Source organism: Dyella humicola (genome assembly GCF_026283945.1).
GTDB classification, from domain to species: domain Bacteria; phylum Pseudomonadota; class Gammaproteobacteria; order Xanthomonadales; family Rhodanobacteraceae; genus Dyella; species Dyella humicola.
Genome location: NZ_JAPDPC010000004.1, coordinates 180,685 through 201,060, shown reverse-complemented (window position 1 = coordinate 201,060; position 20,376 = coordinate 180,685). Strand labels below are relative to the sequence as shown.

The following is a 20,376-nucleotide window of genomic DNA, read 5'->3' as shown; positions in this document are numbered from 1 at the left end:
TCGAATCGCCCTCAACCATGACGCTGATCGCCCTCGGGCTCAATCACCTCACCGCACCGGTCACCCTGCGCGAACAAGTGGCATTCGACGCGGAGGCCACCGCCGCCGCGCTGCAGGCGCTCGCCCGTGAACCCGGCGTGGAAGAGGCGATGATCCTCTCGACCTGCAACCGTACCGAACTCTACGTGAGCGTCACGGCAGGCGCTGAAGGCGTTCCCCAGGCATGGCTCAGCCGGCACCATCAGCTGACTGCGAACAAGTTGGATGAGTTCCTGTATCGACACGATGAAGATGCCGCGGTCCGCCACATGTTCCGGGTCGCCACCGGGCTGGACTCGATGGTGTTGGGTGAGCCGCAGATCCTGGGCCAGGTGAAGGACGCGTACCAGCAGGCGCGCGATGCCCAGGCACTGCGCGCACCCATGGAGCGCCTGCTGCAACATACGTTTGCGGTCGCCAAGCGCGTACGCACCGATACGCGGATCGGCGCGCATACCGTCTCGGTCGCCTTCACCGCCGTGCGCCTGGCCGAACAGGTGTTCGCCGACCTGCGAGATGCCTGCGTGCTGCTGATCGGCGCTGGCGACACCATCGAGCTGGCCGCGCGCCACTTGGTGGACAAGCGCGTACGCAAACTGATCGTCGCCAACCGTACGCTGGAGAACGCACAGGAACTGGCCAGTCGCCATGGCGGCTATGCCATCTCGCTGCAGGATCTCCCGCAACATCTTGCTGATGCCGACATCGTCATCAGCTCCACCGCCGCACGCCAGCCGGTGGTGACGCATGCGATGGTGGAGAAGGCGATCGCCACGCGCCGGCGCAAGCCGATGTTCATGGTGGACATCGCCGTGCCGCGCGACATCGAACCGTCGGTCGGCGAGCTGGGCGATGTCTTCCTCTACGGCATCGACGATCTGCGCCAGGTGATCGACGACAACATTCGCTCGCGCCAAGCCGCTGCCCGCGAAGCCGACGCCATCATCGACCTCCAGGTCGAGCGCTATATGGCCTGGCGTCGGGCGCTCACCGTGCACAACCCCGCGGTGGACATGCGCCAGCACGCCGAAAGCTACCGCGACGAAGTGCTGGAAAAAGCCCGGGCCATGCTGGCGCGCGGCAAATCGCCCGACGAGGCGCTGGCCTTTCTCGCCAATACGCTCACCAACAAGCTGCTGCATCATCCCAGTGCCCGTCTGCGCGATGCCGCGTTGAGTGGCGACATGGAACTGTTGCACGCGGCGGGCCGCCTCTACGGCCTGGGCGAAAAATCGGAAGTGGGCGACGACAAGTGAGAAACGAGTAGATGCGCTGATCCACGCGTTACGCTTAGCGCCCTTGCTTGTCCTCACCTCGACCTACTCGCCGCTGCCCTATGACCCCATCGATCCGCCGCAAGCTCGAATCCCTCGCCGAACGCCATGAGGAGATTGGCCTGTTGCTGGCGCAGCCTGATGTGCTCGCCGACAACAACCGCTTTCGCGAGCTGTCGCGCGAATACGCACAGCTCGAGCCAGTGACGGCTTCGCTGCACGAGCACGATCAGGCCGAGCGCGAACTCATCGAAACGCGGGCCATGCTCGACGACCCCGAAATGCGCGATATGGCGCAAGACGATATCGGGCGACTGGAAGCGCGCCTGGTGTCTCTGGACGACGAGCTGCAAATCCTGCTGCTACCCAAGGATCCGCGCGACGAAGCGAACCTGTACCTCGAAGTACGCGCCGGCACCGGCGGCGACGAGGCCGCCATCTTCGCGGGCGACCTGTTCCGGATGTATACGCGCTTCGCCGAGCGTCGCCGCTGGCATGTCGAAGTGCTCAGCGAGAATCATGGCGAGCACGGCGGCTACAAGGAAGTGGTGGCCCGCATCGAAGGCAAGGGCGCGTATTCCCGGCTGAAGTTCGAGTCGGGCACGCATCGCGTGCAGCGCGTGCCGGAAACCGAGTCGCAGGGGCGTATCCATACCTCGGCCGCCACGGTGGCGATCCTGCCCGAGATGGACGAGATCGACGACATCGAGATCAATCCGGCCGACCTCAAGACCGACACGTTCCGCGCCTCGGGCGCCGGCGGCCAGCACGTCAACAAGACCGACTCGGCCATCCGCATCACCCACCTGCCCACCGGCATCGTGGTCGAATGCCAGGATGAGCGCAGCCAGCACAAGAACCGCGCCCGCGCGCTGAGTCTGCTCAAGGCGCGCCTGCTGGACGACGAGCGTAGCCGGCAGGCTGCCGTGCAGGCCGAATCGCGGCGCCTGCAGGTGGGCTCGGGTGATCGCAGCCAGCGCATCCGCACCTATAACTTCCCGCAGGGGCGCATTACCGACCACCGCATCAACCTCACGCTGTACCGACTTCCCGAGGTGTTGCAGGGCGATCTGGACGAACTGGTGGATACGCTCACGCGCGAACACCAGGCCGACGAGTTGAAAGCACTCACGGCCGGCTAAGAGCCCGCTCCAAAGCCCGCGCCGGGACATGAAACAGGCTCTAAACAGCATTAATTGATCACTCCCGGATTGGCAGCCGCGGCTAGCTGCGTTAGCGTGGGCGGATGAATGATCTCTTCTCCCCCTCTTCCCAGGCGCTGACACAGCAAATCGTCAACCAGCTGGAGCTCGGCGCCTTCGCCGATGCTGAGCACGCTGCCGCTCAGGCGCGCGAGCAATTCCCTGAAGACGCTGAGCTGGCTCGCCTGCAAGGCATCGCCCTGCTGCAGCTGCAACGCCCCGCCGAGGCGCTCCGCGTGCTCGAACAGGCGGCACGGATCGCGCCGCAGAACATTGAAGTGCAATGCAACCTGGCCACCGTGCAACTGGCCAACGGCCATGCCGACGACGCCATTGAACGGTTGCGCGCCGCATTACGGCTAGCGCCTGGCAACCCCGCCGTGCTGCTGGGCCTGGGCAATGCCCTGATGGCGGCGGCCCGTTATCAACACGCCCGCGAATCCTATGCCATGGCGACCCATGGCGCCCCGTTCCACCCGGGCATCCGCCTCAATCTGGCCGGCGCCGAACTGGAGCTGGGTAACACCGAGCCCGCGCTGCGCCATATCGGCGAAGCCCTGGAGATCATCCCGCAGTTCGACGCCGCGTTCGCCCTGCGCGGACGCGTGTTGCAGGTGCAGGGCAAACCCCGCGAGGCCGCCGATGCCTGGCTGCACGCCGAAAGCCTTGCGCCGCAGAACGCCCAGTTTCCGTTCGCAGCAGGCCAGGCGCTGGAAGACGCCGGCCAGCTCACCTCGGCAGCCGAGGCTTACGAAAGAACCCTACAGCTTGCCCCGAAGGATGGCCCGGCACTTGGCCAGTTGCTGTTCGTGCGCCGCCGCCTGTGCGACTGGCGCGGCCTCGATCAACTGAGCGAACGCCTGCAACACGCCGTATCGGAAGAGAACGCGCTGGTCAGCCCGTTCGTCCTCCTGGCCGAGGAGGTAGACGCGGCCACTTTGCAGCATTGTGCCGTCACCTATGCCGCGACCATCGCGCAGCAGATGGCGCCCTTGCGCAAACAGCTCGATTTCAAGTTCGCCAAGCCGTCGCCGGAGCAACCGATCAGGGTCGGTTTCGTCGCCGATGGCTTCAACGAGCACGCCACCGGCCTGTTGATCGTCGCGGTGCTGGAAGCGCTGACGGGCGACGATCTGGAACTCCACCTGTTTGCCACCACCGCGGACGATCGCGGACCGATCCGCCGTCGCCTGGCCACCGCCACCACCCTGCACGACGTGTCGATGCTCAATCACGCGCAGGTGGCCCAGCGCATTCACGACGCCGGCATCGAGATCCTGTTCGACCTCAACGGCTATGCCGGCAAGAACAACGCCGAGCTGTTCGCCTTGCGCTCCGCGCCGGTGCAGGTGAACTGGCTGGCTTTCCCCGGCACCTCCGGCGCGCCGTGGATGGACTACCTGCTGGCCGACGCCGCCGTGCTGCCGAACGAATCGCGCTCTTTCATCAGCGAGAAACTCGTGCGGCTGCCGCGCTGCTACCAGCCCAACGACAACACGCGCGTCGTCGCTGCGCCGCCGTCGCGCGCCGATTGCGGCCTGCCCGAGCACGGCACCGTGTTCGCCTGCTTCAACAACAGCTACAAGCTCAATCAGGCGGCCTTCGCTCGCCTGATGGTGATCCTGCAGCAGGTACCCGCTAGTGTGCTGTGGTTGCTGAGCGGCCCAGAAGGGGCGGACGATCGTTTGCGCAGCGCGGCCGTGGCAGCAGGCATCGCCCCAGAGCGCCTGGTGTTCCTGTCGCGTCTGCCGCATGCCGATTACCTGGCGCGTTACGTCCACGCCGACTTGTTCCTCGACACGCTGCCGTACAACGCACATACCACCGCATCCGATGCGCTATGGGCCGGCTGCCCGGTACTTACCTGCACCGGACGCACGTTCGCCGGTCGCGTCGCCACCAGCCTGTTGCAGGATCTTGGCCTGCCAGAACTGGCATGCGAGGACGAGGAGTCGTTTATCGCGATGGCCACGCAGCTGGGCAATGATCGCGAAGCGCTCGGCACGCTGCGCCATCACCTGGCACAGCAGCGCACGCAGAGTCCGCTGTTCGACATGCAAGGCTTCGCCAGTGATTTCCATCGCGCCCTGCAAGCGATGAGTGCGCGCTATCGCATCGGCCGCCCACCGGTCGATCAGGACCTCTAGCTGGAGCCAAGACCGTGCCCAAGAAGGACAAATTCTACCGTCACGCGCTGGAAGACCTTCAACTGGAATTGGCCGGGCTCAATCAATGGCTGCTTCGTGGCGGCCGCCGCTTGATGGTGATCCTCGAGGGCCGCGACGCCGCAGGCAAGGGCGGCACCATCAAGGCCATCACCCAGTCCATGGATACGGGCGGCTATCGCATAGCCGCCCTGCACAAGCCCAACGACATCGAGTCGACCCAGTGGTATTTCCAGCGCTATGTGCAGCACCTGCCCAGCGCCGGTGAAGTCGTGCTGTTCGATCGCAGCTGGTACAACCGCGCCGTGGTCGAACCGGCCATGGGTTTCTGCACCAAGGCCCAGTACAAGGCCTTCATGGCGGCGGTGCCGGCGTTCGAAAAGCTGCTTACCGACGACGGCATCATCCTGCTCAAGTACTGGCTGGCGGTGGACCAGGAAGAGCAGGAGGAGCGCTTCACCGAACGCGCCACGAACCCGCTGAAACATTGGAAGCTCTCGCCGAACGACCTCGCCTCGCGTGACAAGTACACCGAGATGGGCCGCCTGCGCGACGTCATGATCGAGCGCACGCACCGCCCCCACGCCCCCTGGTTCGTGGTCGACTTCAATGATCAGAAACGCGGACGGATCAATCTCATTCGGCATCTGCTGGAGCAGATCCCTCGTCACGACGAAGCCATTCCCATCGTCAAGCTGCCCAAACTCAAGGGCAAGCCAAAGACCGAGCACGTCACCGGCAAGGCCTTGTGGGTGCCGGACACCTGCGGCGACTGATTGGCACCAGGCAGAGTGCTGGAGTTCCAGCCTTGCTTGCCCGCTCTAGTTCATCGCCTCGCGCAACAGGCTCAAGTCGATCTTCTTCATCTTCATCATCGCGTCCGTCATCTTGCCGACCTTGGCGCGATCGGGATGGCTGAACATCTCGATCATCTCGACGGGAATCACCTGCCACGACAGGCCATAGCGGTCCTTCAGCCAACCGCACTGCTGTGCCTTCTCGTCCCCACCCTGGGAGAGCTTGTCCCAGTAGTAGTCGACTTCGTCCTGCGAATGGCAGTTGACCACCAGCGAGACGGCTTCGTTGAATTGGAACATCGGGCCACCGTCGAGCGCGACGAACTGCTGGCCGTCCAGTTCAAAGACCGCGGTCATCAGCGAACCCTCGGGACACCCCGATGCCGCCGCGCTCTCGCCGTTGTATCGCGTGGTGCTGACGATGCGCGAGTTTTCGAACACAGAGACGTAGAAGTTCGTGGCCTCCTCGGCCTGGCGGTCAAACCAAAGAAACGGCGTGATGCGCTGGAAACGGGATGACATGGGGCTCTCTCCTCGGCGGGTGGCGCAGGCGATGGGTCGCCAAAGCGTCCAAATCGGTCGCCTCGTACATGCGACGAGCGGGCGAAGCGGGAATCGACACCTTGGCGCCGGCGGCAGTCTCCGCTCCAGGCCGTGAAGCCCGCCTCACGGCGCGTGCCGCTCACTCGGTGTGAAAGCCTTGCCTGTCGGGAACCGCGCAGTCTTCACGCGCCACGGCGTCCACCCGTGCAGCCGCCGGACCACGCCAGAGCCAGCGTTCAAAGGTTTCGATAGCCGCTGCCGATCCGCTCGCCAGCACTTCCACGCGGCCATCCGGCAGATTCCTGGCATACCCGGAAAGTCCCAGCAACAAGGCCTGCTCGCGCGCGCTGGCGCGATAGAACACGCCCTGCACGCGGCCACTCACCAGGAAGCGCACGGCAGTCATCGGCTATTTACCGAGGCCGATGGCCTGGCCGAGCGAGCTTTCGGTCACCGGTCCTAGAAAGCGCTTGGCTACCTTGCCGTCAGGACTGATCAGCCAGGTGGTAGGCAGTCCGCGCGGCTCGTCGAAATCCTTGATCGGCTTGTCCAACGTGACCTGGGCGATGGGATAGCTCACCGGATGCTTGGCCACAAAGGCCTGGATATCCGCCTTGTCGCTGTCCTCGTAGGCCAACCCGATGGCGGTAACCTTGTCCGGATGCGCGCTGACGAACCTGGAGATATCCGGCATTTCCTTGATGCAGGGCACGCACCATGTCGCCCAGTAATTCACGATCACCCATTTGCCACGCTGTGCTCCCAGATCGAATGACTTGCCGTCGAGCGTGGTCACCTTGATCGAAGGTTGCTCAGGCATGGCTGCGTGCGCCGCACCTGCCAGTGCAAAGGCGACGCCAAAAGTGGCAACAGACTTCAACCATTTCATGAGCGAATATCCTCGGAATCGTTCGTGGCCGGCAAAGCCGGCGGATAGGCTTGATCGAGCCGCGTGCCGAGGGTGGCATTGAGTGACAGCGCCGCCGTATCCAGCAACGCGATCAACTCCGACGGCAAACGTATGCGCCGCTCCTGCGCTTCCTGGGCCGGGCGCAACGGCAGGCGGTAAGGGCTGTGGGCATAGATGCGAAGCAAATCGGTAGTGTCCAGGCTGCGACTCAACAGCCATCCGCCACCTTCCTCGCGACGGATCACGTCAGCGCGGTGCAGGTCGTCGAAATAAGCCGCGATCATGCCACTATTCAGATAGGGCTCGCTCAGACGCAAGCTGGTTGGCTCAAGCCGCTGCCCTCGCCGATGCGCATCCACGAAGTGCCCCAGCACCACCAACAGGCCAAGAAATGCCGCATCGTCGGACAGGCACATCGTTGGCGGCTGGTAGTCGAACGCCGAAATCGAAGCGGCGATCGACGCGCAAAGAATCACGATCACCCACGACAGGTAGATCCACAGCAGGAAGATCGGAATCGCGGCCATGGCCGCGCCATAGATCTGCTGGTAGGTCTGCGCGTGATGGATGAATCGCGCGAAGCCCCAGCGTGCGAACTCGAACAGCACCGCACCGAGGAAGGCGCCTATAAGCGCATCCTGCCAGCGCACCCGGCGATTGGGCACCACGAAATACAGTAGCGCCAGCGTCACGAAGGTGACGATGAAAGGCAGCGTGGACAACAGGCGCTGGCGCAGCCCCAAGTCGTCGGTCGCGCTGTGCAGCAGCGGCAGCGCGGTGACGTACGACGACACGATCAGGCCGCCCACGACCAGCACCGGACCCAGCGTGAGCGCTGCCCAATACAGCAGCAGGCGGGAGCCCCATCCGCGCGCACGCCGCACTCGCCAGATGCGATTGAGCCGGTCCTCGATGCTCACCATCATCGACAAGGCACTGAAGAACATCACCAGAATGCTGATGCCGGTCAATTTGCTGGCATTGTCGGCAAAGCTGTTGAGGTACTCCTGCACCCGCTCGCCCGCAGCCGGCACGAAGTTGCTGAAGACGAACGCGATCAGCGTGGTGCGTTCTTCAGCAAAAACCGGAAACGCGGCGAAGATCGCCAGCGAAGCGACGATCAGCGGCACCAGCGAAACCAGCGTCGTATAGGACAGCGCACCCGCCGTCTCGAAGCACTTGTCGTCCACGAAGCGATGCCACACGAAATGGCTGAAGCTGCGTAGCCGGTCGCGATCGAAGCGCAAGGCCATGTTTGTTCCTTCCTCGGCGTTCGGCATCGGAGGCAACCCATGATGTCGCCGGGCCCATGGGCAGGGCGTGAACCGACGGACAACAGGGCCTGATCGGCCGGTACACTAACCGATCATCCCGCCATCGCCCAAACCATGAGCCAAGACATCCTGGTCCTCTACTACAGCCGCTCCGGCCACACTGCCCAACTCGCGCGCCTGATCGCACGTGGCGTGGAAGAAGTGCCAGGCATGCGCGCCCGCCTGCGCCAGGTACCGCCGGTGGCGCCGGTGACCGAACTGGCGCAGCCGCCGGAACCGGAAGAAGGAGCGCCTTACGTGACCCGCCAGGATTTGATCGATTGCGTTGGCCTGGCACTGGGCAGCCCCACGCGCTTCGGCAACATGGCGGCGCCACTCAAGTATTTCCTGGATTCCACCGGCGCCGAATGGGCCAGCGGCGCACTGGCCGGCAAACCGGCGGCACTGTTCACCGCCACCAGCACCATGCACGGTGGCCAGGAATCGACACTGCTGACCATGGCGCTGCCCCTGCTCCATCACGGCATGCTGATCGTCGGCCTGCCTTACACCGAGCCCGCGCTTACTTCCACCCAGAGTGGCGGTACGCCCTATGGCGCCAGCCATGTCACCGGCCCGAAGGGTGAGAACACAATCTCCGATCACGAGCGTGAACTTGCCCGAGCCCTGGGACGCCGCCTTGCTGACGTGGCGCGTCGCCTGGGCGACAACGCGTGAATGCGCCCATCGCGATGACCTATCGCATCGGCCTCGTCGCCTGGGCCGCGTTGGTGGTGCTGCAACTGGTTTGGCACGGCTGGCTGTTCCCTGCGCAGACGATGCCGGTGCCCTTGGTGCTTGGCATCACCGTCATTCCGTTGCTGCTACCACTGCTTGCCATCCGCGACGTGCGTCGGGCGCTGCTGTGGGTCGGCATCCTCAGCCTGTTCTATTTCTGCCACGGCATCGCCGAGGCCTGGAGTTCGCCCAGCGAACGCTGGCTGGCGCTGACCGAAATCTTCCTCACGCTGGTGCTGATCGGCACGTTGGGTGCGGGCGTGAAACGCAAGCCGAAGGCATAACGAGCCACCCGCGCTTACTCCTTCTCCCTTTCGGGGGAGAAGGTTGGGATGAGGGGCGGGTGTTCGCCTTTGACGCGACAATCGAGCGGTATCGCCAGGTTGCCGCTTACGCAGCGGGCGTTTCGATCGCCTGCCGGCGCTCGAGTCACTTTTCTTTTGCTGGCCCAAAAGAAAAGTAACCCAAAGAAAACGGCCTCTAGAGCTGGCAGCATTTCGTGAGATAGAAGCGTTGGAAGGTATGCGCGAGCAGATAGCTGGTCGCCCACGGCGAGACACAGCGGCTACCCCGCAACGCGCCAAAGCGGCGAGGACTCAAGGCAGGCTTGGCCGACGGTCGAGCCGCTTACGGTATTCCGATGCTCAGATGGCCGCCCCACCACCGACGCCTTAAGCCCTCTGCGCCTCGGCGCGTTGCGCGTGTAGCCGCAGTGTGTAGGCCGTGGGCCGCCACTCATTAGGCTGGCCACGCCCGTCAGGCTCGTATCCCGCGCCATGCTATGAGCTCTGGCTCTTTAGGCCACTACTTTGGGTTACTTTTCTTTTGGGCCAGCAAAAGAAAAGTGACCCGGACCGCGGCAGCGGTTCGGAACGCCCGCTGCGTAGGCGGCAAGCTGGCGATATCGCTCGGTCATCGCGTCATCGCGAGCACCCACCCCTCATCCCAACCTTCTCCCCGAAGGGGAGAAGGAGCACAGCAGCGCGCCGGCAGACGATGGAAACGCCCGCGCCTATACTCGACGACACCGATCCGTCGAGGGCCGACCATGGGATTCCTGCAAGATCCGCCGCAACTTGCGCATCCGTATCGTGACGACCATCGGCTGCGCAGCATGCTCGATCGTGCCCTGCCTTCGGCTCGCCGGGCCGTATTGAATGCCGACCTGCAGGCGCTTGGCGACTATGCGCAGATGGCCTGGCTGCGCAGCTGCCGTAGCACACGTCGCAAACCTGTACTTACCCAGTGGGATGCCTGGGGCAACCGCGTCGATCGCATCGAGCTGACCGATGCGTGGCGGGAAGGACCAGGCATCACGACGACGCACGCCGTTCTCGCGTCAGGCCATGAGGCCAACGAGCACGCACGTCTGGAAGAATTCGCCCGTGTGTACCTGTATCACCTGGCCAGCGAGTTCTATACCTGCCCGCTGGCGATGACCGACGGTGCCGCCACGGCGCTGAAGGCTTCTGGCAACAAAGCCTTGATGGAACGCGCCCTGCCACATCTGCTCAGCCGCGACGCCAACAGCTTCTGGCTCAGTGGCCAATGGATGACCGAGAACACCGGCGGCTCGGATGTGGGCAACACCGAGACCATCGCACGCCAGGACGCCACCGGCCAATGGCGACTGTACGGCCGCAAATGGTTCAGTTCGGCCGTGGTGGGCGAAGCCGCGCTCGCACTGGCGCGTCCGGAAGGCGCCAGCACGGGCGCCGGCGCGCTGGCGTTGTTCTATGTGGAAACCATGGACGGCGATCGCCGCAAGCCGCAGCTGATCATCGACCGGCTCAAGGACAAACTCGGCACCCACGAACTACCCACCGCGGAAATCCACCTGGACGGTTTGCCGGCCTGGCCGCTGGGCGAACTCGCCCATGGCGTGCGCCAGGTCGCACCGATGCTCAACGTCACGCGAACCTGGAATGGCATCTGCGCGGTGGCGAGCATGGCACGCGCCCTGACCCTGGCGCGCGACTACGCCACGCGGCGCCACGCGTTTGGGCGGCCGTTGATCGAGCAGCCGCTGCACGCCCAGACGCTGGCGGATATGCAGGCTGAATTCGAAGGCGCCTTCGCGCTAACCTTCGAAGTGGCGCACCTGCTGGGGCGTGTCGAGCATGGCGCGGCCCTGCCGCATGAAGCTGCCCTGCTCCGGCTGCTCACGCCACTGACCAAGCTGTGGACCGGCAAGATGGCAGTCAAGCTGTGCTCCGAAGCCCTGGAGTGCTTCGGCGGCGCGGGTTATATCGAGGATACCGGCCTGCCACAGTTGCTGCGCGATGCGCAGGTTTACGCCATCTGGGAAGGCACCACCAACGTGCTGTCGCTGGACAGCCTGCGTGCGCTGGCGAACGACAACAGCATCGAGGCACTGCGCATCGCCATCGAAGGCTGGCTGGCGGACAGCATCGACGCGCGCGCGCGAGGCGAGATCCATTCGGCCATGCACGCAGCCATGAACATGCTTGAAGCGCGGGCCCAGCAACGCGATGGACTGGAAGCTGGCGCTCGCGGCCTCGCTTTTACCCTGGCGCGCTGCGCCGCAGCGGCGTTGCTGGCGCGCCACGACACCTGGTCGGCGCCTCATGGCGGTGCGCGAGCTGGCGCGGCGCTGCGCCGTTTCGTCGGACACGGCCTGGTACGCCTCGGCGACACCGACGCCACGGATACCGCCTTGCTGCTCGGGCCTCATTGACCTGTCACCGGGGAGTGCCGGCCGGTTTACGCCCGTCCCGGCGAAAGCACGCGCTACCAGCTAAAATGCGCGCCACTCCCCCTCGCGACTTCCGACCATGCAGCATCTGACCATCGTCACCACCGGCGGCACCATCGACAAGATCTACTTTGACGACAAGTCGGACTACAAGATCGGTGCGCCGCAGATCGGCGAAATTCTTGGCCAGCTCGGCGTAGCGTTTCAGTTCGACGTGATCCCGATCCTGCGCAAGGACAGCCTGCACATGGCGGCCGAAGATCGCGCCCTGGTGCGTTCCACCATCGAGGCGCAACCGCATCGCCACGTGCTGGTGACCCACGGCACCGACACCATGGTCGAAACCGCCCGCGAGCTGGCCCATATCAAGGGCAAGGTGATCGTGTTGACCGGCGCACTCAACCCGGCACGCTTCCAGGGTTCGGACGCGGTGTTCAATATCGGTTGCGCCGTCGCTGCCGTGCAGACGCTGCCCGACGGCGTTTACATCACCATGAACGGTCGTGTGTGGGATCCGGCGAAGGTGCGCAAGAACCGCGACGCCAATCGTTTCGAAGAATCGAACGGCTGACGCGATCCAGCGGCACCACCCATGACAGGCCCTGGCTTTGATGCCAGGGCCTGTTGCGTTTCAGGCCAAACACTCAGCCAAACAGCGCCCGCCCCACGATCAGCGGATCGGCCAGACCAATCCCTTTGTCGTCGCGGTTGGGATAGGCCAGCCGGCCAAGCACGTGACGCATGGCGTTGAGGCGCGCGCGCTTCTTGCAATCGGAACGGATCACGATCCATGGTGAGTCGGCCGTATCGGTATGGGCGAACATCGCCTCCTTCGCGCGCGTGTAAGCGTCCCACTTGTCCAGTGAGGCGAGGTCGACCGGGCTGAGCTTCCATTGCTTGAGCGGATGCACCTTGCGCTCGTCGAAGCGGCGGCGTTGCTCGTTGCGACTGACCGAGAACCAGAACTTGAAAAGGTGGATGCCGCTGGCCACCAGATGCCGCTCGAACTCGGGAACCTGGCGCATGAATTCGTCGTACTCCCTGGACCCGCAAAACCCCATCACGCGCTCGACACCGGCGCGGTTGTACCAGGATCGATCGAACAGCACGATTTCGCCTGCGGTGGGCAGGTGCTGGATATAGCGCTGGAAGTACCACTGCCCGCGTTCCGATTCCGAGGGCTTCTCAAGCGCCACGACGCGAGCGCCGCGCGGGTTCATGTGCTCCATGAAGCGCTTGATGGCGCCGCCCTTGCCCGCTGCATCGCGCCCCTCGAACACGATCACCACGCGTTGCCCTGTGTCGCGCACCCATGCCTGCAATTTCAACAGCTCCACCTGCAGCCGGTACTTCTGCCTTTCGTAGTTGCGGCGCGACATCTTGTTTCGATAGGGATACTCGCCTTTGCGCCAGCCTACCGACAGCTCATCGTCCGGATGCCGGTTGGCCGAACCGCGCCGCAGGGCCGGATCACTCTCCAGCATCAGGCTGCGGAGCCGCTCGGCATCGTCAGACGAGAGGCCATCGAGGATGACCTTGACGGTGTCGACCAGGGTGTCGGGATCCTGCGATGTCGACTCGGTCAGGATGTCCTGCATGCCATGCGTCATCCGCACCTGGGCGGATTCGATCGCCTGGTTTACCGTCTCGCGCTCTTGCGCAAGCGCGATGCGCTCGGGCGTTGCCTCGTTTACGTCCGGTGCAAGGGCTGCCAAGGCAGCCTGCCCGGCAATCGGTAATTCGGGCGCGACACGGCGTCTGCTGTCGGATGTTCGTTTGGAGTTCGATGACGACACGGCATCACCCCTCGATCGTTGCATGGGAGATTTCGCCTGGGGCGGCGTTCGGCGCTGGATGAAAGGCCACGCGCTCAGGACACCGAAGCCTTGCGCAGGATGCCGTAGAGCTGATCCTTCAGATGCAGCTTTTCCTTCTTGAGCTGCTCGATGATCAGGCCATCAGCGGCAACCAGCCCCATCTCCGTGTTCTTGATCGCCTGATCCAGTTCGTTGTGGCGCTGAAACAATCTGGAAAAGCGCGGGTCCTGGCCTTTGAGCTCGGTGATCAAGCTGCGAAATTCGGGAAACATTCCATGCTCCTGACGATCAAAGTTCGGATCGCCAGTCTGAGCTTCGCCACACCCTATGAACCTTGATGTGGATCAGGCGAACGGCTCTGAAGCCTTGCTGCGGGCGCGACCAATCGCCGCGAGACGGTCCCGTCTCGCGTGCATCGACTTCGGGGAAGAACTACCGACGGCCGCAGGTCAGCGCGGCGATCCAGGCAGGCGTCAAAGCATGCCGGTTTCGAGTTTGGCCGCGTCGGACATCATCGAATGGTTCCACGGCGGATCGAACACCAGGTCCACGTCGGCCTCGGCCACGGTGGGAATCAGTTCGAGCTTGGTGCGCACGTCATCCACCAGGATGTCGCCCATGCCGCAACCCGGTGCGGTGAGCGTCATTTTCACGTACACCTTGCGCTGCTCCGCCGCCAGGTGGTCGACGGTCACGTCATAGACCAGACCCAGCTCGACCACGTTGATCGGGATCTCCGGATCGAACACGGTGCGCAGTTGCTGCCACACCAGCATTTCCACGTCGGCATCGGTGGCATCCACGGCCAGCTCGATCGGCGCGGGCGGCTCCTTGCCGAGCGCATCGGCGTCATTGCCGGCGATGCGGAACAGGTTGCCTTCCACGTAGACGGTGAAGCTGCCACCCAGGGCCTGGGTGATGTAGCCGATCTGGCCGGCCGGCAGGCTTACCGTTTCTCCTTGGGGCACCATGACTGCCTGGCAGTCACGTTCCAGGGTGAAGGGCTCGCTGCTTAGACTGAAACCGCTCATGCCGATCCTGCCAAATCTCACTGATGGGCGCGGCAAGCCGCCGCGCCGAGCTGACTATTATGCCGGTTGACGACCGGGCACGCCTGCACAGATCAGGCCGGGCGACCCGGATCTCAAGGGGAATACGCGCCACCCGCTGTCTCGGACCGGGGTTGTGGCCAGGCGTGCGCGCTATGATGAGAGTTTTACGCCAGAGAAGAACCCGTGTCTGCAACCCTGCCTTCGTTTTCCCAGCCATGAGTGCACGGGTCGCGTTTTCTGCCTTATTCGCCTTGATTAGCGCCGTCATGCTGGGCCTGGCCGCCGGCGCCGTCTGGATGGTCCCCACCCTCTACATGCAGCGCCCGCTACCGTGGCTGGCCCTGCTGGTCGGCTGGTTCCTGGGCAAGGCGGTACGCAGCTGGGTACGGCCGGCCGGCCGCCATGCGGCGGTATTGGCGGCACTGGCCACGGGCACCGCGGCGATTTACGTCAACCTGCTGACGGCGGCGGCCCGCATCGCCGGTCTGATGGGCATGGGACTGATCGAAGCCATGCGCACCGCAGGCTTTCGCCTATTGCTGGAGCTTGCGGCGCTGGGACAGGTAAGCACGGACAACCTGTGGTTCATCATCGGCATGGCTGTGGCGGCCGTGACCGCCCTGCGCGTGGCGCGCGATAAATCGCCGAAAAGCTGAACGCGCTAGACGTCCAGCGATTTCAGTTCCGCGACTAATTGCCCGGCCGCGGCCTGGCCATCGCCGTAGAGCATGCGCGCGTTGTCGGCATAGAACAGCGCGTTTTCGATGCCGGCAAAGCCGGTGCCCTTGCCGCGCTTGACCACGATGACGTGCTTGGCGTTGGACACGTCGAGGATCGGCATGCCGTAGATCGGCGAGGCCGGATCGGTCTTCGCCAGCGGATTGACCACGTCGTTGGCGCCGATCACCAGCGCCACGTCGGTGTTCGGGAACTCGGGATTGATGTCGTCCATGTCGGCGATGAGGTCGTACGGCACGCCGGCTTCGGCCAGCAGCACGTTCATATGGCCGGGCATGCGGCCGGCCACCGGGTGGATCGCGAATTTCACCTTCACGCCCCGCTCGATCAACAGCTTGGCGAACTCCCACACCTTGTGCTGGGCCTGCGCCACGGCCATGCCGTACCCCGGCACGATCACCACGCGCTCGGCATAGGCCATCATCACCGCGGCGTCGCTGGCCTCGATCGGCTTCTGGCTACCGTCGATGGCCTGCGTGGACGCGCTGGCGGCCCCGAAACTGCCGAACAGCACGTTGCCGATCGAGCGGTTCATCGCCTTGGCCATCAACTGGGTGAGCAAGGTACCCGCTGCGCCAACCACGGTGCCGGCGATGATCATCGCCTCGTTCTGCAGTACGAAACCTTCGAACGCCACGGCCAGGCCGGTAAAGGCGTTGTAGAGCGAGATGACCACCGGCATGTCGGCACCGCCGATCGGCAGGGTCATCATCAGGCCGAACAGCAGCGCCAGCACGAAGAACGCCACGATCAAGGGCGACGTCAGCTGACCGCCCACGAGCATGGCACCGAGGACGACGGCCCCGGCCAGCACCAGCAGGTTCACCACGCGCTGACCCGGAAAGACGAAGCGCTTGTCCAGCCAGCCCTGCAGTTTGGCAAAGGCAATCAGCGAGCCAGAGAAGCTGACCGAGCCGATCAGCGCACCCAGCACCGCCAGCGTCAATTGGGCCGTCCCTGGCATGTCTGCCCCGTTGGCGGTGAACTGGCCGCCATCGAGCAGGGTCACCGCGCTGCCGGCGTAGCTGAACAGCTCGGATGCGCCGATGGCTGCCGCGGCACCACCACCCATGCCGTTATAGAGCGCCACCATCTGGGGGATCGCGGTCATCGCCACCCGACGGCCCGACCACCACGCGGCCGTCACGCCGATCAGCACCGCCGTCACGATCAGCCCGCGGTTGTGCATGTCCGGCAGGGCGAACGTGGCGACGACCGCGACCAACATACCCACGCCAGCCCACACGATGCCGCCACGTGCGGTGCGTGGGGAGCTCATGCGTTTGAGACCGAGGATGAACAGCAGAGCGGCGAGGAAATAGCAGGCCTTGATGACGATCGGCAGCCACACCATCACTTGGGCTCCTTGCCGGTTAAGGGTTTGCTGGACTTGAACATTTCCAGCATGCGCTCGGTCACCACGTAACCGCCGGCGGCATTACCGGCACCTAGAAGTACGCCGATAAATCCGATGGCGATTTCCAGCGGAGTATCGGCATGCCCTAGCGCAATCATGGCGCCAACCACCACAATGCCGTGGATGAAATTCGAGCCCGACATCAACGGCGTGTGGAGAATCACCGGCACCCGCGCGATGATCTCGTACCCCGTGAACGCCGCCAGCATGAAGATGTAAAGCGCCAGGAACCCGTCGATCATGACCCCTCCCCGCCAGGACAGCGTTATGCCCGCATCATACGGGCGTGGGTCAACCCGCGCGAGCCTCAGGCGTTGATGCACAAAGACATACCGATGGAGTCTCAGCATGCCCGATCCGGCGAAGCGGACGATGACGCCATGAATAGTGCCGTGTCCACCCTCGAAGCCGACCTGCTGGCCCAAGACACCCGGGCAGTGCCGGTCTCGATGAATGCGTTTCTGGCGCAGGTGGAGCGGCGGGCGTTTCGTATGGCCGAGATCCATCTGGGCCATCGGGAAGATGCGCTGGATGCGGTACAGGACGCCATGCTGCGGCTCGTCAAGCATTACAGCGACAAGCCTGCGCAGGAATGGACCCCGCTGTTCTGGGGCATCTTGCGCCGGCGCATCGTCGATCTGCAGCGCCGCCGCAAGGTCCGCTCGATCATGGTGGGCTGGCTGGGAGGAAAGGACGAGGACGGCGACGAGTTACCGCTTTGGGAACCCGCCGACACCGGCCCCGGGCCGTTGGAAAGGCTGCATGACGCCCAGTCCTATGCGGATATGGCGGCAGCGGTGAAGTTGTTGCCTCAGCGCCAGCGCGAAGCATTCATGCTGCGCTTGCTGGAGGGCCTGGACGTGGCGGAAACCGCCCAGGCCATGGGCTGTTCGGAAGGGAGCGTAAAGACACACTTGTCGCGTGCACTGCAACGTCTGCGCGACCAACTGGAGGACTGGCGATGAATGCGCCCGACAACCACCTGGAACGCCGCGCCCGCGAGCTGTACCGCGAGGCCGCGCGACATATCGACCCGGCCACCGCCGATCGACTGCGTGCGGCTCGGCGCAAGGCCATCGAAAGCAGCGACCGATCGTCGTTGTCCCGGCGTCTCCTGCAGCTGCTACTGCCAGCCGGCGCGTTTGCGGCCGTCGCTTTTGCGGCACTGATGCTGTCGTCCCCGGTGCAGGGACCGGCCGGCAATTCGCCGAGCAGCGCACTTTCTTCGCCTACCGCGGAGTTCGATGGCGACTTGCCGCCGGATGCGGCGGCCGCCGATCCCACGCTGTACCAGAACATGGATTTCTACGGGTGGCTGGCCAGGAACGGCGACAGCCAGGCGAACCGGTGATTATGCGTCGAGGCCGTCTTTTCATGGTGCTGATGCTGGCCTGCTGGCTGGGTAGCGCCGTCCCATACGCTTTTGCGCAGAACGTACCGCCTCCGCCGCCGGGCGATTTGTTTCCGCCTGGGCCACCGCCGGGTCGGCCACCCGGTCCTCCGCCGGCACCGCGCTCGTGGCAGAGCCTGTCGCCCGCCGAGCGTGATGTGCTCGCGCCGCTTGCCGACAAATGGGATTCGCTTCCACCGCAGCGGCAGGCCCGCATGCTGGAGCGTGCCCAGCAGTGGAAGACCCTGCCACCGGAACAACGCCAGGCGATCCGCCAGCGCATCGACCAATGGCAGAAGATGACGCCCGAGCAGCGGGAGCAAGCCAGCGAGAACAGCAAGCGCTTCCAGCAACTGCCTCCCGAGGAGCGTCAGCAGCTACACGCCGCGTTCCAGCATTTCCAGCAGCTGCCGCCGGACCAGCGCGAACAGTTGCTGCGCCAATGGCATGAGGAGATGCGCAACGCCCCGGTCCGGCGTGGTCCAGGAGGCGGTGGTGGCCGGCCGCCGCACCCGCCGAAGTTCTGAAGCAAAAGCCCCGCCATGGCGGGGCTTTTCGCATCTAGTGGACAGCCAACGGCCGACTAGCCTTGGAAATGCGGCTCGCCGTTGCGCGTCACGCAGCTCTTGGCGATCAGCTCGTCGTTGAAATCCGGCGCCAGCGCGTCGCCGTGCACCAGCAATTCGACAAAGTTGTAGGCGTTGCGCGCGTACATTTCCGACGCGTGCAGCGGTGCTCCGGCGGGCAGGTTCAGCGGACCGAGGATCACCACGCCACGGTGATCCACCCGCTGGCCCGGCTGGGTCAATTCGCAATTACCGCCGCCCTCTGCCGCGAGGTCGACGATCAAGGCACCTGGCTTCATGCCGTCGATCATGGCGGTGGTGAGGATCTTCGGCGATGGGCGGCCAGGCACAGCAGCGGTGGTGACGATGACATCCACGGCCTTGAGATGCTCGGCCAGCGCCTGTTGCTGAGCGGCGCGTTCCTCCGCCGACAGCTCACGCGCGTAACCGCCGCTGCCGGCCGCACTGACGCCGAGATCGAGGAATTTGGCGCCTAGCGACTCCACCTGCTCGCGGGTTTCGGGACGGACGTCGTAGCCCTCGGTCTGCGCACCCAGGCGACGGGCGGTGGCGATGGCCTGCAGGCCGGCCACGCCGGCACCGATCACCAGCACCTTCGACGGCCGGATGGTACCGGCCGCCGTGGTGAGCATGGGAAAGAACTTCGGCGAGGCCTCGGCTGCGATCAGCATGGCGCGATAGCCCGCCACCGCCGCCTGCGAGCTGAGTACGTCCATGGCCTGGGCGCGCGTGGTGCGCGGCAACAGCTCCAGCGAAAACGCAGTGAGCTTGCGCTTCCCCATCGCCACGATGCGCGCAGCGGCACCGTAGGGACGCAACTGCCCCACCACGATGCTGCCTTCGCGCAATCCGGACCACACGCCATCGTCCGGCGGCAGCACGCAGACAAACACGTCAGCCTGCGCGAGCACGCTGGGCGCATCGGCGAAATCGGTGTCGGCATACGTATCGTCCGGGAAACCCGCTGCCGCGCCGGCGCCACGCTCGAGCAGCACGCGCAGGCCCTTGCCGCGCAATTTCTTCGCCACTTCAGGTGTGATCGCCACGCGGCGCTCACCAGCGGCGGTTTCGCGCAATGCAGCCACGGTGATCGTCATCGTGCATCCCCTGCGGATAGGTCCAGCCATCCTAGCCGATGCCTCGTCGTGCGAGCCACCGAGAACATGTTCACCCCGACGTTGGCGGCGCCGGCCCCCGACCCGGGTAGACTGGCCCGCCGCGGGTCGAGGCGAGGGGTCCCGCACTGGAGATCCCGATGAGCGTGATCGTTGTTCCCGATGTCTTGCTGACGATGGCGCGCGAGGCGCGCGAACAAGCCTATGCACCGTATTCCCGCTTCCTGGTGGGCGCCGCGCTGGCCACCAAGGACGGCCGCCGCTTTAGCGGCTGCAATGTCGAAAACGCCTCCTATGGCCTATGCAACTGCGCTGAACGCACCGCCTTGTTCAGCGCCATGGCCGCGGGCTGCCGGCCAGGTGATTTCGAGGCGCTGGCGGTGATCGGAGACACACCCGGCCCGATCAGTCCCTGCGGCGCCTGTCGCCAGGTGATGTCAGAACTATGCGACGAAGACATGCCCGTATGGCTGGGCAATCTGCACGGCGCCGTGCAGGAAACGACCGTGGGAACCCTGCTGCCCGGCTCTTTCAGGCTGGCCACCGCTGGCTGAAGCCACCGC

At 64.6% G+C, this 20,376-nt stretch carries 23 protein-coding genes; 13 read left to right on the top strand and 10 right to left on the bottom strand.

Going from position 1 to position 20,376, the window contains the following annotated elements; genetic code table 11:
- Positions 1-17 precede the first annotated feature (17 nt).
- The 4 genes from hemA to ppk2 (OUZ30_RS19380) all read left to right on the top strand — a co-directional run bounded on the left by hemA (position 18) and on the right by ppk2 (OUZ30_RS19380) (position 5,456).
- On the top strand, positions 18-1,295 hold the full coding sequence (gene hemA, locus OUZ30_RS19395) for a glutamyl-tRNA reductase (RefSeq protein WP_266184096.1): 1,278 nt from the start codon (positions 18-20) through the stop codon (positions 1,293-1,295).
- An 80-nt stretch (positions 1,296-1,375) separates the two neighbouring features.
- Positions 1,376-2,455, top strand: coding sequence for a peptide chain release factor 1 (gene prfA, locus OUZ30_RS19390; protein ID WP_266184095.1), 1,080 nt, complete (start codon positions 1,376-1,378; stop codon positions 2,453-2,455).
- 104 nt (positions 2,456-2,559) lie between these two features.
- Entirely contained in the window at positions 2,560-4,662 is a 2,103-nt protein-coding gene (locus OUZ30_RS19385; RefSeq protein ID WP_266184094.1) for an O-linked N-acetylglucosamine transferase, SPINDLY family protein, read from the top strand.
- 14 nt (positions 4,663-4,676) lie between these two features.
- Positions 4,677-5,456, top strand: a complete 780-nt coding sequence (ppk2, locus tag OUZ30_RS19380) for a polyphosphate kinase 2 (protein ID WP_266184093.1) — start codon at positions 4,677-4,679, stop codon at positions 5,454-5,456.
- A gap of 45 nt (positions 5,457-5,501) precedes the next feature.
- Here the strand turns inward: ppk2 (OUZ30_RS19380) and OUZ30_RS19375 are convergent, their stop codons facing one another.
- From OUZ30_RS19375 to OUZ30_RS19360, 4 genes are all read right to left on the bottom strand, one after another.
- A complete protein-coding gene (locus tag OUZ30_RS19375; protein WP_266184092.1) occupies positions 5,502-5,999 on the bottom strand; it encodes a VOC family protein in 498 nt (165 codons plus the stop codon).
- A gap of 160 nt (positions 6,000-6,159) precedes the next feature.
- A complete protein-coding gene (locus tag OUZ30_RS19370; protein WP_266184091.1) occupies positions 6,160-6,426 on the bottom strand; it encodes an acylphosphatase in 267 nt (88 codons plus the stop codon).
- Between the two features lie 3 nt (positions 6,427-6,429).
- Positions 6,430-6,909, bottom strand: a complete 480-nt coding sequence (locus OUZ30_RS19365; protein WP_266184090.1) for a TlpA family protein disulfide reductase — start codon at positions 6,907-6,909, stop codon at positions 6,430-6,432.
- Positions 6,906-8,183, bottom strand: a complete 1,278-nt coding sequence (locus tag OUZ30_RS19360; RefSeq protein ID WP_266184089.1) for a YihY family inner membrane protein — start codon at positions 8,181-8,183, stop codon at positions 6,906-6,908. Before OUZ30_RS19360 ends, OUZ30_RS19365 begins: the two co-directional genes overlap by 4 nt.
- A gap of 135 nt (positions 8,184-8,318) precedes the next feature.
- Here OUZ30_RS19360 and wrbA point away from each other — a divergent pair, with 135 nt between their 5' ends.
- From wrbA to OUZ30_RS19340, 4 genes are all read left to right on the top strand, one after another.
- A complete protein-coding gene (wrbA, locus tag OUZ30_RS19355) occupies positions 8,319-8,921 on the top strand; it encodes an NAD(P)H:quinone oxidoreductase (RefSeq protein ID WP_266184088.1) in 603 nt (200 codons plus the stop codon).
- 14 nt (positions 8,922-8,935) lie between these two features.
- Positions 8,936-9,265 (top strand): DUF2069 domain-containing protein, encoded by a 330-nt coding sequence (locus tag OUZ30_RS19350; RefSeq protein WP_283256160.1) that lies wholly within the window; start codon positions 8,936-8,938, stop codon positions 9,263-9,265.
- A 764-nt stretch (positions 9,266-10,029) separates the two neighbouring features.
- The gene (locus tag OUZ30_RS19345) at positions 10,030-11,679 is read left to right on the top strand and encodes an acyl-CoA dehydrogenase family protein (protein ID WP_266184085.1); all 1,650 of its coding nucleotides are present in this window, start codon (positions 10,030-10,032) and stop codon (positions 11,677-11,679) included.
- A 97-nt stretch (positions 11,680-11,776) separates the two neighbouring features.
- Complete coding sequence (locus tag OUZ30_RS19340; RefSeq protein WP_266152297.1) at positions 11,777-12,268, top strand: asparaginase domain-containing protein; 492 nt, start codon at positions 11,777-11,779, stop codon at positions 12,266-12,268.
- Between the two features lie 73 nt (positions 12,269-12,341).
- Here the strand turns inward: OUZ30_RS19340 and ppk2 (OUZ30_RS19335) are convergent, their stop codons facing one another.
- From ppk2 (OUZ30_RS19335) to sufT, 3 genes are all read right to left on the bottom strand, one after another.
- On the bottom strand, positions 12,342-13,517 hold the full coding sequence (ppk2, locus tag OUZ30_RS19335; RefSeq protein ID WP_266184084.1) for a polyphosphate kinase 2: 1,176 nt from the start codon (positions 13,515-13,517) through the stop codon (positions 12,342-12,344).
- Between the two features lie 50 nt (positions 13,518-13,567).
- Positions 13,568-13,786, bottom strand: coding sequence for an HP1242/YdcH family protein (locus OUZ30_RS19330; RefSeq protein WP_266184083.1), 219 nt, complete (start codon positions 13,784-13,786; stop codon positions 13,568-13,570).
- A 201-nt stretch (positions 13,787-13,987) separates the two neighbouring features.
- Positions 13,988-14,545, bottom strand: coding sequence for a putative Fe-S cluster assembly protein SufT (gene sufT, locus OUZ30_RS19325; protein WP_266184082.1), 558 nt, complete (start codon positions 14,543-14,545; stop codon positions 13,988-13,990).
- A gap of 236 nt (positions 14,546-14,781) precedes the next feature.
- On the opposite strand from sufT, the gene OUZ30_RS19320 reads away from it, so the two are divergent.
- Positions 14,782-15,222 (top strand): hypothetical protein, encoded by a 441-nt coding sequence (locus tag OUZ30_RS19320; protein WP_266184081.1) that lies wholly within the window; start codon positions 14,782-14,784, stop codon positions 15,220-15,222.
- 5 nt (positions 15,223-15,227) lie between these two features.
- On the opposite strand, the gene OUZ30_RS19315 is transcribed toward OUZ30_RS19320, so the two are convergent.
- Together OUZ30_RS19315 and OUZ30_RS19310 are read right to left on the bottom strand one after the other, a co-directional pair.
- Positions 15,228-16,658: an NAD(P)(+) transhydrogenase (Re/Si-specific) subunit beta gene (locus OUZ30_RS19315; protein WP_266184080.1), complete on the bottom strand. Its 1,431-nt coding sequence runs from the start codon at positions 16,656-16,658 to the stop codon at positions 15,228-15,230.
- The gene (locus OUZ30_RS19310) at positions 16,658-16,963 is read right to left on the bottom strand and encodes an NAD(P) transhydrogenase subunit alpha part 2 (protein WP_266184079.1); all 306 of its coding nucleotides are present in this window, start codon (positions 16,961-16,963) and stop codon (positions 16,658-16,660) included. The genes OUZ30_RS19315 and OUZ30_RS19310 overlap by 1 nt, the downstream gene beginning before the upstream one ends.
- Before the next feature lie 138 nt (positions 16,964-17,101).
- Between OUZ30_RS19310 and OUZ30_RS19305 the strand changes: the two genes are divergently transcribed.
- Genes OUZ30_RS19305 through OUZ30_RS19295 form a run of 3 tightly spaced genes read left to right on the top strand, consistent with a single transcriptional unit; the run spans position 17,102 to position 18,638 of the window.
- Positions 17,102-17,686, top strand: a complete 585-nt coding sequence (locus tag OUZ30_RS19305; protein WP_266184078.1) for an RNA polymerase sigma factor — start codon at positions 17,102-17,104, stop codon at positions 17,684-17,686.
- Complete coding sequence (locus tag OUZ30_RS19300) at positions 17,683-18,072, top strand: hypothetical protein (RefSeq protein ID WP_266184077.1); 390 nt, start codon at positions 17,683-17,685, stop codon at positions 18,070-18,072. The genes OUZ30_RS19305 and OUZ30_RS19300 overlap by 4 nt, the downstream gene beginning before the upstream one ends.
- Before the next feature lie 2 nt (positions 18,073-18,074).
- Positions 18,075-18,638, top strand: a complete 564-nt coding sequence (locus tag OUZ30_RS19295) for a DUF3106 domain-containing protein (RefSeq protein ID WP_266184115.1) — start codon at positions 18,075-18,077, stop codon at positions 18,636-18,638.
- A 56-nt stretch (positions 18,639-18,694) separates the two neighbouring features.
- Here OUZ30_RS19295 and OUZ30_RS19290 read toward each other — a convergent pair whose 3' ends face one another.
- Positions 18,695-19,795 (bottom strand): NAD(P) transhydrogenase subunit alpha, encoded by a 1,101-nt coding sequence (locus OUZ30_RS19290; RefSeq protein ID WP_266184076.1) that lies wholly within the window; start codon positions 19,793-19,795, stop codon positions 18,695-18,697.
- Positions 19,796-19,953: 158 nt separating this feature from the next.
- Between OUZ30_RS19290 and cdd the strand changes: the two genes are divergently transcribed.
- Positions 19,954-20,367 (top strand): cytidine deaminase, encoded by a 414-nt coding sequence (cdd, locus tag OUZ30_RS19285; RefSeq protein WP_266184075.1) that lies wholly within the window; start codon positions 19,954-19,956, stop codon positions 20,365-20,367.
- The last annotated feature ends 9 nt before the right edge of the window (positions 20,368-20,376 follow it).